The following is an 11,983-nucleotide window of genomic DNA, read 5'->3' as shown; positions in this document are numbered from 1 at the left end:
AGATGAAAACAGCACAAGAACTCCGCGTTGGTAACGTAGTAATGATCGGCACTGATGCCATGGTCGTTTTAAAAGCAGAATACAGCCGCTCTGGCCGCAACTCTTCTGTTGTCAAAATGAAATTCAAGAACTTGTTAACTGGTGCACCAAACGAAGGTGTTTACAAAGCCGATGACAAGTTTGATGTGGTGATTTTAGATAAGAAAGAGTGCACCTACTCTTATTTCGCAGATCCAATGTACGTATTTATGGATGGCGACTACAACCAATATGAAGTTGAATCTGAATTCATGGGTGATGCATTGAACTACCTCGAAGAAGGTATGCCTTGTGAAGTAGTGTTCTACGAAGGTAAAGCCCTCTCTGTAGCGATGCCAAATTCACTCGTTCGTGAAATCACCTACACAGAACCTGCAGTAAAAGGTGATACCAGCTCCGGTAAAGTGTTGAAAACAGCAAAACTGGCTACTGGATATGAATTGCAAGTGCCTTTGTTCTGCAATACAGGCGACAAGATCGAAATCGATACACGTACCGGTGAATACCGCAGTCGTGCTAATTGATGCCTAGTTTGATTTAGTTAGCTGCAAAAGATAAAAAGCCCGGCATGCCGGGCTTTTTCTTTCTAACGGTTAACTCAATTAACCAATTAACTTCAATTGCTGCAGCAAGCCCTTGGCATGCTGATATTGAGCTTCATTTTGCAACTCTGTCCATGAAAGTGCGGGATTGCTAGGCATAAGCCTATTTAAACGCACTGCCGATTCAGTTTGTTTTGTTTTAGATACTTTGAGATTACTTAGCAACTGATCCGCTAGATCAGGTTGATTACAGATGAGAACGGCATCACATCCAGCATCTAAGGCCATCTCCGCGCCCTTCACTACCGATCCTGCAACGCTTGCGCCTTCCATTGATAGATCATCACTGAAGATCACGCCTTCAAAGCCAAGCTCTTGACGTAACACAGAGTGCAGCCAGACCTCAGAAAAGCCCGCTGGATTTTGATCAACTTTTGGATAAATCACATGTGCCGGCATGACTGCGGTCAAACTCAAGTCAAGCCACTCATAAGGCTTGGCATCGTCATTCAAAATTTCCTGAAGCGAACGCTCATCCACCGGAATAGCCACGTGAGAATCCGCCTCTGCCCAACCATGGCCAGGAAAGTGTTTGCCGCAGTTAGCCATACCAGCCAAACGCAGACCTTCATTCAAACTCTTTGCTAAAGCAAACACAATTTGAGGGTCACGACTAAAGGAACGGTCTCCAATCACACCGCTACGACCGAAATCGAGATCTAACACTGGTGTAAAGCTGAAATCTACGCCACATGCACGAAGCTCAGCAGCAAGCACATAACCACAAGCGGTAGCTGCTGCCATCGCCAGCGCAGCGGATTCTGCTGCATGGCTAGATTTATTTTTAGCAAGCCAAAGTTCGCCAAATTTTCGCATCGCTGGCAAGTGCGTGAAACCATCTGTTCTGCAACGCTGAACTCGACCACCTTCATGATCAATTGAAATTAATACATCAGGACGAAGCTTTTTAATATCCGCAGTTAACTTGGTAAGTTGTTTGCGATCCTTAAAGTTTCTACCAAATAAAATCACACCACCTGTTAGTGGATGCAAAATCCGACGGCGATCTTCAGCATTTAATTCCTGTCCCACAACATCCAAAGTAATGGGTCCTGGCTTCATGATCGATTTGCTCATTGATTCCTCTTGTGATTGATCTTTTTATTTTTGAGTCACGATAACATGCGCAATTGCCATATCTTGCTCATCGCTCACCGTAACGTGAGCTTCCCAGTTTTTATCATTCATAAATTGGGCTAAAGCGCCTAAATAGCTGGTAACAGGCTTACCGCTGGGCTCGTTTAAGGTTTGTAAAGAGCGCCAGGTCATAGGCATTCTCATTCCCAAACCAGTCGCTTTTGAGAAAGCTTCTTTAGCGGCAAAACGAGTTGCCAAAAAGGCGATGCCCCGCTTGTGATTTCTGGCAAGGCGCTGCTTGAAGACTAACATCTCATCGGGACCGAGAATCTTTTCAGCCAGGCGACCATTAGTACGATCATATGCAGCCTGTAAGCGCTCAATCTGCAAAATATCGGTGCCAATACCGATGATCATGGGTTTGCTTTCCTGCCTTGAATCATCAAGGCCTTCATATCTTTAATTGCTTGTTGCCAGCCCTTGAATAAGGCTTCCGCAACGATGGCATGTCCGATGTTTAATTCTGATAACTCTGCAATGGCTGCAATGGGCATCACATTACCTTCATGCAAGCCATGGCCCGCGTTGACTCTCAAACCAATACTTTTCCCAAACTGTGACGCCTTCCTTATACGCAACAACTCAGCCTCTTGTTGAGCGCCAGATAAATCAGCATAGCGACCAGTATGTAGCTCCACTACGGTGGCACCTACATCTTTAGCAGCCTGAATTTGCCTTTCTTCTGGATCAATAAAAAGTGATACCCGAATGCCAGCTTCTTGTAATTGTTTGGTAGCCGCCTTGACGAGCTCAAATTTCCCCAAAACATCAAGACCGCCTTCGGTAGTGACTTCTTCGCGCTTTTCAGGGACCAAGCAAATATCTTGCGGCTTAACCTTGCAAGCGATATTGAGCATCTCTGGAGTAATTGCACACTCGAGATTCATGCGTGTTTTGATCAAAGGTCGCAAAGCGATTAAATCAGCATCCTTAATGTGACGGCGATCCTCGCGAAGGTGCAATGTAATTAAATCAGCGCCCGCCTCTTCTGCCAATTGCGCCGCTTTAATGGGGTCCGGGTAAATGGTGCCCCGCGCATTGCGCAAGGTTGCCACGTGATCGATATTGATTCCCAGTTCCAAAGGACGCGCTGCAGTCATATCGGTAGATTACTAGATTTTCTTGAGATCAATCAGAATTTGACGCGTAGTCAGCACTTGATCTTGCAAATGCAAGCCAAGTAGAAAACGCATCAATTGCTTACTTTCGGCAAGCGTTACTGGATCAGAAAAGTCACCAACCGCGATAGCCAATAAAGACTTGCCAGTCAGCACAGGCCAATGACCAGGATCATCCACTTGAACGGGTCTCACACCTTTTTCAGGTTGATACACGTATTGACCATCATGAACGGGAGCTTCATTAGTTTCAACACAGCGATCAAGTGCCGCTGCATAACCCGTCTCTTGCAGTAATGACAGTTCAAATGGACGCAGAATTTCTTCTAAACCTTTTGACTCTTCTAGAGCCGATAAGGCGTTAATAGCCTCAGCATAGCGATCGTAGAGCTTTTCATATTCGTCTTCACGTGCCAAGAATTTCACTAGCAATTCATTTAGGTAGAAACCACACAGAAGCGCATCGCCTACTAATGAGGGCATGCCGCCCACCCATTCAGATTTGGTTAAGGTACGTAACTCCGACTTTCCACTCCATGAAACCAGAAGCGGTTGAAAACGCTGCAATACCGGCCTTAATGTGGAATGAGGACGCTTTGCCCCTTTGGCAATGAGCGCCATGCGACCGTGCTGTCGCGTAAAGACATCTAAAATAAGGCTAGTTTCTTTATAGGGAATGCTGTGTAATACAAAAGCGGGCTCGTCAGTAACACGTATCGAAGCCATAGGAAATTATTCCAGTCCTTGTGCCCGTAACTCAGCGCGATCATCCGCCCAACCACGCTTAACCTTTACCCATGTCTCTAGAAAAACTTTTCCATCAAACAGTTTTTCCATATCAATACGGGCATCGGTAGAAATTTTCTTTAGGCGCTCACCCTTTTGACCAATGATCATCGCCTTATGACTATCCCGATCGACCAAAATGGTCGCAGAAATTCTGCGCATCTTGCCATCCATCTTAAATTGGTCAATGACCACGGTAGAGGTATATGGCAATTCTTCGCCTGTGAAGCGAAATACCTTTTCACGCAAAATTTCAGCGGCAAGGAAGCGCTCGCTACGATCGGTGACCGTATCGCCATCGTATATTGGATCTCCTTCAGGCAAATAACCCTCAAGAACATCCAATAGCCTCTGAATATCGCCAGGGCTCTTTGCGCTCATTGGGACAATTTCGGCGAACTCAGACTTCTGATCTTCGTGACCACCCAATTCAGACCAAGGCTTAGCCATTTCCTTAATGAAATTGAGCAAAGCTTGATCGCGCTCTGATGGCGCCTGAAAACGACTATTAAATAGATCCAACTTATTTAATACCAACACCACTGGAATACCACTTGGCAGAAGCTTAAGAACCTTCTTGTCGTCCTCACCAAAATAACCAGTTTCGACAACAAAACAAACTACGTTGACATCTTGCAAGGCAGTGGTAACGGTACGATTTAGCGCCTTGTTCAAGGTATTCATTAAACGCGTCTGAAATCCTGGCGTATCAATGAAAATAAACTGCGCTTCTTCGCGATTCTGAACACCCAAAATACGATGACGTGTGGTTTGCGCTTTACGTGAAGTAATGCTGATCTTCTGACCTACCAATGCATTAAGCAAAGTAGATTTGCCCATATTAGGACGTCCGACAATCGCAATGGTGCCGCATCTAAACACAATTAGCCCTTTAACTTCAAATTCAGTTGCTCTTCGGTCGCCTCTTTCTTGGCGGCTTTTTTCTTAGCAGAGCGTGTTTTCTTCGGCTTGCGAGAATCTTGTGGCAAAGCCTTCAAAACCGCGAGCAAAGCACTTTTTGCGGCAGACTGCTCGGCAGCACGACGCGAGGCACCCTCGCCTTTCACAGAAACTTTTAGACTTGGAATCAAACACTCAACTTCAAATTGCTGATTGTGAGCAGCGCCACTGGTACCGATCACGTTATAGGTAGGCAATGGCAATTGATAGCTTTGTAAGCACTCTTGCAAAAGCGTTTTGTCATCTTTGCCCAAGGTTTTTGGATCCACTTGCGACAGAATGACGGAATAAAGTTTTCGCAAGCAAGTTTTAGCAGCATCAAAGCCGCCATCCAAAAAGATAGCGCCTGTTACCGCCTCTAAGGTATCAGCCAAAATGGATGGTCTACGAAAGCCGCCACTCTTCAACTCACCCTCACCTAAACGCAAATAGTCTGACAGAGATAAAGTTTGTGCAATCTCATATAAGGCTTGCTGCTTTACTAAATTGGCGCGCACACGAGACAAATCACCTTCATCCAAATCGGAGTAGCGCTCATACAGCATTTCGGCGACTACGCAATTTAAGACAGAATCGCCCAAAAACTCTAAGCGTTCGTTATTTTTTTTGCTATGACTACGATGAGTCAGCGCTTGATGAAGCAGCTCTGGTTTCTTAAAGATGTAACCTAGGCGCTCTTGAAGCGGTGCGGTTTCAATGACAGCGCGTGCGTTCATGATGTTTTATTGGAATCCACCAATACGACCAAGGTTGCCCAAATTAAGCCATACAAAGAATGCTTTACCTACTAAGTTCTTGTCCGGAACAAATCCCCAGTAGCGAGAGTCTGCGCTGTTATCGCGGTTATCCCCCATAGCAAAGTAATGACCTGCGGGAACTTTACAGGTTAAGCCCGATGGCTGATATTGACAAAACTCAGCTCCAGGGAAACGCTCTACTGGAAATACCGCAGCAGGACGGTCTGGGTCATTGAGAATCTCATGACGATTGCCGCCTAAATCGGCAGGGAAACTTTCTGTAAAGCGCTTCGCATAGCGCATATTTTCAGGATCTAAATAAGACTCGCCGCCGCTGTATTGCAATGGCTGACCATTAACTGTTAAACGCTTATCTTCATATGCAATCACATCACCAGGTATACCTACTACCCGCTTGATGTAATCCACTGATTCATCGCGCGGATAGCGAAACACAATGACGTCCCCGCGCTTAGGTGAACCTAAATCAATTACTTTTTGATTGATCACCGGCAAACGAATACCGTAGGTAAATTTATTTACTAAAATAAAGTCGCCAATTTGTAGCGTTGGGATCATAGAGCCTGATGGAATCTTAAAAGGTTCAACTATGAATGAACGTAATACAAATACAGCGCAAATAACTGGGAAAAATCCAGCCGTGTACTCCAACCACAGCGGCATGCGATCAATACCAGCCATTTTTCTTTGGGGTGCAAAATACATTCGGTCAGCAACCCAAGCAAGGCCTGAAACAACCACCAAAATGAAGAGGATGAGGGCAAAGTTCATTAATCTTCTACCTGCAAAATTGCCAAGAATGCTTCTTGCGGAATCTCCACATTACCTACTTGCTTCATGCGCTTCTTACCTTCTTTTTGCTTCTCTAGGAGCTTGCGCTTACGGGAAATGTCACCACCGTAGCACTTTGCTAAAACGTTCTTACGCAATGCTTTGACGTTTTCACGAGCAACGATATTGCTGCCAATAGCGGCCTGAATAGCGACATCAAACATCTGGCGCGGAATGATGCCGCGCATTTTAGAGACCACTTCTCTGCCGCGAGACTGGCTATTGCTGCGGTGAACGATCACGGAGAGCGCATCTACACGATCACCGTTAATCAAAATATCTACTTTGACCACATCTGCAGGACGATATTCCTTGAACTCGTAATCCATCGAAGCATAGCCACGAGAAATTGACTTCAAGCGGTCAAAGAAATCCAACACAATCTCAGCCATCGGCAATTCATAAGTGAGCTGCACTTGGCGCCCAAGATAATTCATGCCCGTCTGAATGCCACGCTTACCAACGCATAAAGTAATGACAGAGCCTACATACTCTTGCGGCATGTATAAATTCACTGTCACAATCGGCTCAAGAATCGTATCGATCTTGCTCACCTCAGGCATCTTTGAAGGGTTATCCACCATGATGGTGGTGCCATCAGATTGCTGAACTTGATACACCACTGTTGGTGCTGTTGTAATCAAGTTCATTCCGTACTGTCGCTCTAAACGCTCTTGAACAATCTCCATATGGAGCAAGCCCAAGAAACCGCAGCGGAAACCAAAACCCAAAGCTTGAGATACCTCAGGCTCATATAAGAGCGATGCGTCATTGAGCTTGAGTTTTTCAAGTGACTCGCGCAACTGATCATATTCACTCGCTTCCACTGGATATAAACCAGCGAACACTTGTGGTTTGACCTCTTTAAAACCAGGCAAAGGCTGCGCAGCGGGAACTCGACCTTGCTGTCCTGGAGCATGAGTCACGGTATCGCCGACCTTCGCGGCCTTTAGTTCTTTAATGCCCGCAATTACAAAGCCTACTTGACCCGCAGATAACTCTGTACGATCCACTGACTTCGGACTAAACACACCGACATGCTCTACCAAATGAGTTGAGCCATTGGCCATCAAGGTAATCTTTTCTTTTGGCTTTAAGGTGCCGTTGACAACACGTATCAACATGACAACACCAACATAGTTATCAAACCAAGAATCAATAATTAATGCTTGTAATGGTGCCGATGCATCACCTTTTGGAGGTGGCACTTTAGCGATCATCTCCTCGATCACATCCGCAACACCCATACCAGTCTTAGCTGAGCAGGTTACTGCTTCAGATGCGTCAATACCAATCACATCTTCGATTTCTTTTTTAGCGCGATCAGGATCAGCCTGTGGCAAATCAATCTTATTGAGAACTGGAACAACCTCAACTCCCAACTCGAGCGCCATATAGCAGTTCGCAACTGTTTGCGCTTCAACACCTTGACTGGCGTCGACCACCAATAAGGCGCCCTCACAGGCAGACAAAGATCGACTGACTTCATATGAGAAGTCGACGTGTCCTGGGGTATCAATCAAATTGATGTTGTAGGTTTTGCCGTCTTTGGCTTTGTAATTCAGTGCCGCGGTTTGAGCCTTAATCGTGATACCCCGCTCACGTTCGATATCCATCGAATCGAGTACCTGGGTTTCCATTTCGCGATCAGAGAGACCGCCACAGAGTTGAATAATGCGATCCGCAAGCGTAGATTTGCCGTGATCAATATGGGCGATGATAGAAAAATTGCGGATTAAATCCATAGCGTCTTATTTAGTAATTCCAAAAACGCCTTGTCAGAACGCACCAGGATGATGCGCTGCAAAAAGTCGTCTTAAAAGGATTGTAATGGGTGGCGCCCAAATGGCGCCTGTGCCCATTTTTTAGGCAAAAATGCCTTATTTTGGCCTTACAGGTATCACCAAAGTGCTGTCAGCTCTGCGAATAAAGACTGGAACAGCCTTATTGGCGTCTAGGCCTTTCACAAGAGCCTCAAACTGCTTTGCACCCGAGATATCAGTATCAGCAATCCGAATAATGACATCCCCAGGTCGCACACCCGCTCTAGCCAAAGGACCGTCTCCCAAGCCAGTGACCTCAACGCCACCTTTAATATTGAGATCCTTCTTTTTAGCGTCTGATACATCGCTGACTGCTACACCTAGGGTGGTCGCACTTCCGCTACCCGAGGGTGCTTCAGATTTCTTGCTTGCGACCTGAGAAGCCTCGCCATCAGAAACCGTAACCGTTAAGTCGCGAGTAGCACCTTTACGCCAAACTTGAACTGCAACAGCAGTACCTGGTTTAGTGTCGCCAACAATTCTTGGTAAGTCTGTTGACTTAGCGATTTCTCGGCCATTAAAACTCAAGATCACATCGCCAGATTCAATGCCGCCATTTGCAGCCGGACCATTTGGCTCAACATTACGCACATATGCACCACGTGGTTTACCTAAACCCAAGCTCTCGGCAACTTCTTTAGTCATCTCACCAAGTGCAACACCAATACGACCACGCGTCATTTTTCCATTGGTACGCAATTGATCAGCCACCCGCATTGCTTCATCAATTGGAATGGCGAAAGAGATTCCCATGTAACCACCGGAGCGGCTAAAAATTTGAGAGTTAATGCCAATCACTTGGCCAGCAGTATTCAATAAGGGTCCTCCAGAGTTGCCCGGATTAACTGCAACGTCCGTCTGTATAAATGGCAAGTAATCACCTGTATCACGGCTCTTGGCCGAGACAATACCTGCGGTGACAGTATTCTCCAGGCCAAATGGGGAGCCAATTGCTAATACCCACTCACCAACACGCACTCTAGATGAATCACCTAAAGGTAATTTTGGCAAGTCACGCGCTTCAATTTTGACAACGGCCACATCGGTACGTTTATCCATACCCAATAGCTTGGCTTTGAATTCACGTTTATCAGTTAAGGTGACATAAATCGTTGTAGCACCTTCAACTACGTGCGCATTCGTCAGAATCAAACCATTCGATTCAATAATGAAACCAGATCCAACACCACGATCAGCTTCTTGCGGTTTTCCAGGGTTAGGTTGCGATTGCTTCGGGCCATTTGGAATTCCGGGAATAGGCACGCCAAAGAAACGGCGAAAGAACTCCGCTTGGTCTTCAGGCATTCCAGGAATGCCGCCCTGTTGCTGAACCATCACCTTTTCGGTGGTTCGGATGTTGACTACAGCTGGACTAGCACGCTCTACTAAATCCGCGAAATCAGGAATCGTGACACGAGGATTTTGCGCGATAGCGGAAGGAACAAACGACATTTGCCCCAGACTCAAAATAGCCAAGAGCGCAATAAAGTGCTTTTTCATAATGCCAAGACCTACTTGGTAAAAACCAAAAAAATGGAGATAAAGGGAATATTAGGTCAGCTTACCAAAAATCAAGGTGCCGTTAGTACCACCAAAGCCAAAATTGTTTTTGACTGCATGGTCAATCTTCACATCCCTAGCAGTATTGGCGCAGTAGTCCAAGTCGCACTCAGGGTCTTGATTGAAGATATTGATCGTAGGGGGCGATTTTTGGTGATGGAGCGCCAGAATTGTAAATACAGACTCCAAACCCCCAGCGCCGCCCAGGAGGTGACCCGTCATCGACTTGGTTGAGTTAATTAGGGCCTTCTTAGCATGGTCACCCAATGCAGCCTTAATAGCTTCAGTCTCATTCTTATCACCCAAAGGCGTTGAAGTACCGTGAGCATTAACGTACTGAATTTGATCTGGATTCAAGCCAGCATCGCGCATTGCATTGACCATACAACGACGTGGGCCATCCATGTTTGGAGCAGTCATATGGTACGCATCACCACTCATACCGAAACCACGTAACTCGCAGTATATTTTTGCACCACGTGCTTTAGCGTGCTCATACTCTTCAAGCACTAAAACACCAGCACCCTCGCCAAGCACAAAACCATCGCGATCTTTATCCCAAGGACGAGATGCGGTGGCAGGATCATCATTACGAGTTGAGAGCGCTCTAGCAGAAGCAAAACCGCCCACGCCTAATGCAGAAATGGTTGACTCTGCACCACCAGCAATCATGACATCAGCATCACCGTACTGAATGAGACGCGCAGCTAAACCAATGCTGTGCAAACCAGTCGTGCACGCAGTTACCGCAGCAACGTTTGGACCTTTGAGACCAAACAAAATACTGAGGTGCCCGGAAATCATATTAATAATGGAGCCAGGAACAAAGAATGGTGAGATACGACGTGGCCCACGAGCTATAAGCTCAGCTCCTGTTTCCTCAATCATTGGCAAGCCGCCAATGCCTGAGCCCACCATAACGCCGATACGCTCAGCGTTTTGCTCGTTTACTTCAATACCGCTATCGCGAATAGCTTGTGTGCCAGCGGCGATTCCATAATGGATAAAGGTATCCATATGACGCGCCTCTTTGGCAGAAACATACTCTTCGACATTGAAATCTTTCACCTCTCCAGCGAAATGAACGCTGAGTGGAGCGTGGTCAAACTTGGTGATGGTAGCGATACCTGATTTGCCCGCGAGCAAATTAGACCAAGCTACATCAACAGAATTACCAACAGGTGAGATAAGGCCAAGGCCGGTGACTACAACCCGGCGTCGGCCATTTGATGCTGACACAGTAAACCTAAGTAATACTTAAGCTAGGGAATTAACCCTGAGCTTTTGATTTAGCGAAGTCGATCGCGAGCTGAACTGTGGTGATCTTTTCGGCTTCCTCATCAGGAATTTCGATACCGAATTCATCTTCCAAAGCCATTACCAGCTCAACAGTGTCAAGAGAGTCAGCGCCTAGGTCGTTCACAAAAGAAGATTCATTCTTGATATCTCCTTCAGCGACGCCCAATTGCTCAGCGACGATTTTCTTAACGCGTTGTTCGATGTTGTCCATTAAGTCCCCCAAGGGTTGTAAAAAAACGATGAAAAGGATTTTATCAGTTTGGCGGGCTGAATTAGCAAAACCACCAAAAAATGACTAAATCCGTGTTTTGCCATTAGGCCAAATAGAGACCGCCATTGACGTGTAGGGTATTACCCGTAATGTAGCCAGCGGCTGGAGAGGCTAAAAACGCCACTGCCTGAGCTACATCTTCTGGACTTCCTAAACGAGCCAAAGGAATGTTCACTTTTAGTGCATTTTGCTGCTCTTCACTCAATGCACGGGTCATATCAGTATCAATAAACCCAGGCGCTACGCAATTCACAGTGATATTACGGCTACCAATTTCGCGTGCTAACGCGCGGGTCATTCCAGAAACACCAGATTTAGCTGCTGCGTAATTTGCTTGGCCAGGATTTCCCATATGACCAACAATCGAAGTGATATTGATAATGCGGCCAGTGCGTGCCTTCATCATCGGACGCAATACTGCTTGAGTTAAACGAAACACTGCACTTAAATTGGTATCAATCACATCAGTCCACTCTTCAGACTTCATGCGCATAGCTAAGTTATCACGAGTAATGCCAGCGTTGTTCACCAAAATATGAATACCACCGAACTCTTTCACGATGTGATCAATAATTTCTTCGCAGGCATTTGGTGCGGTTACATTCAAAGCTAAACCAGCGCCACCAGAGGGCTTCAGTCTCGCATCAATTGCTTTAGCGCCATCAGCAGTGGTAGCTGTGCCAATCACTTTTGCGCCGCACTTTACCAACTCATCTGCTACCGCCTGGCCAATACCACGCGAGGCACCAGTTACTAGAGCAATTTGTCCGCTTAAGTCGAGGTTCATGTTTATATTCCG

General features: G+C 46.2%; 13 protein-coding genes. 1 reads left to right on the top strand and 12 read right to left on the bottom strand.

The window, feature by feature from the left end; genetic code table 11:
- The first annotated feature begins 2 nt into the window (after positions 1-2).
- Positions 3-563: an elongation factor P gene (gene efp / locus NHB35_RS02310; RefSeq protein WP_173955176.1), complete on the top strand. Its 561-nt coding sequence runs from the start codon at positions 3-5 to the stop codon at positions 561-563.
- A gap of 78 nt (positions 564-641) precedes the next feature.
- Here efp and nagZ read toward each other — a convergent pair whose 3' ends face one another.
- The 12 genes from nagZ to fabG form a co-directional block, all read right to left on the bottom strand.
- Positions 642-1,718, bottom strand: coding sequence for a beta-N-acetylhexosaminidase (gene nagZ / locus NHB35_RS02305; RefSeq protein ID WP_353432790.1), 1,077 nt, complete (start codon positions 1,716-1,718; stop codon positions 642-644).
- 24 nt (positions 1,719-1,742) lie between these two features.
- The gene (gene acpS, locus NHB35_RS02300; RefSeq protein WP_353432789.1) at positions 1,743-2,135 is read right to left on the bottom strand and encodes a holo-ACP synthase; all 393 of its coding nucleotides are present in this window, start codon (positions 2,133-2,135) and stop codon (positions 1,743-1,745) included.
- Positions 2,132-2,878: a pyridoxine 5'-phosphate synthase gene (gene pdxJ / locus NHB35_RS02295; RefSeq protein ID WP_353432788.1), complete on the bottom strand. Its 747-nt coding sequence runs from the start codon at positions 2,876-2,878 to the stop codon at positions 2,132-2,134. Before pdxJ ends, acpS begins: the two co-directional genes overlap by 4 nt.
- Before the next feature lie 12 nt (positions 2,879-2,890).
- Positions 2,891-3,622 carry a DNA repair protein RecO gene (recO, locus tag NHB35_RS02290; RefSeq protein ID WP_353432787.1) on the bottom strand — a complete coding sequence of 244 codons (732 nt, stop codon included), beginning with the start codon at positions 3,620-3,622 and terminating at the stop codon, positions 2,891-2,893.
- A 6-nt stretch (positions 3,623-3,628) separates the two neighbouring features.
- Complete coding sequence (gene era, locus NHB35_RS02285) at positions 3,629-4,564, bottom strand: GTPase Era (RefSeq protein WP_353432786.1); 936 nt, start codon at positions 4,562-4,564, stop codon at positions 3,629-3,631.
- A 2-nt stretch (positions 4,565-4,566) separates the two neighbouring features.
- The gene (rnc, locus tag NHB35_RS02280; protein WP_353432784.1) at positions 4,567-5,358 is read right to left on the bottom strand and encodes a ribonuclease III; all 792 of its coding nucleotides are present in this window, start codon (positions 5,356-5,358) and stop codon (positions 4,567-4,569) included.
- Between the two features lie 6 nt (positions 5,359-5,364).
- Complete coding sequence (gene lepB, locus NHB35_RS02275) at positions 5,365-6,171, bottom strand: signal peptidase I (protein WP_353432783.1); 807 nt, start codon at positions 6,169-6,171, stop codon at positions 5,365-5,367.
- Positions 6,171-7,976 carry a translation elongation factor 4 gene (lepA, locus tag NHB35_RS02270; RefSeq protein WP_353432782.1) on the bottom strand — a complete coding sequence of 602 codons (1,806 nt, stop codon included), beginning with the start codon at positions 7,974-7,976 and terminating at the stop codon, positions 6,171-6,173. The genes lepB and lepA overlap by 1 nt, the downstream gene beginning before the upstream one ends.
- Before the next feature lie 135 nt (positions 7,977-8,111).
- Positions 8,112-9,554 (bottom strand): DegQ family serine endoprotease, encoded by a 1,443-nt coding sequence (locus tag NHB35_RS02265; RefSeq protein WP_353432781.1) that lies wholly within the window; start codon positions 9,552-9,554, stop codon positions 8,112-8,114.
- Positions 9,555-9,605: 51 nt separating this feature from the next.
- Positions 9,606-10,853 (bottom strand): beta-ketoacyl-ACP synthase II, encoded by a 1,248-nt coding sequence (gene fabF, locus NHB35_RS02260; RefSeq protein WP_353432780.1) that lies wholly within the window; start codon positions 10,851-10,853, stop codon positions 9,606-9,608.
- Between the two features lie 31 nt (positions 10,854-10,884).
- Positions 10,885-11,124, bottom strand: coding sequence for an acyl carrier protein (gene acpP, locus NHB35_RS02255; protein ID WP_028819177.1), 240 nt, complete (start codon positions 11,122-11,124; stop codon positions 10,885-10,887).
- Positions 11,125-11,227: 103 nt separating this feature from the next.
- Positions 11,228-11,971 carry a 3-oxoacyl-ACP reductase FabG gene (gene fabG / locus NHB35_RS02250; RefSeq protein WP_353432779.1) on the bottom strand — a complete coding sequence of 248 codons (744 nt, stop codon included), beginning with the start codon at positions 11,969-11,971 and terminating at the stop codon, positions 11,228-11,230.
- Between the last annotated feature and the right edge of the window lie 12 nt (positions 11,972-11,983).

Source organism: Polynucleobacter sp. MWH-UH23A (assembly GCF_040409805.1).
Classification (GTDB): Bacteria; Pseudomonadota; Gammaproteobacteria; order Burkholderiales; family Burkholderiaceae; genus Polynucleobacter.
Note: the sequence above shows the minus strand (reverse complement) of the source record. Positions and strands in the feature narration are given on the sequence as shown.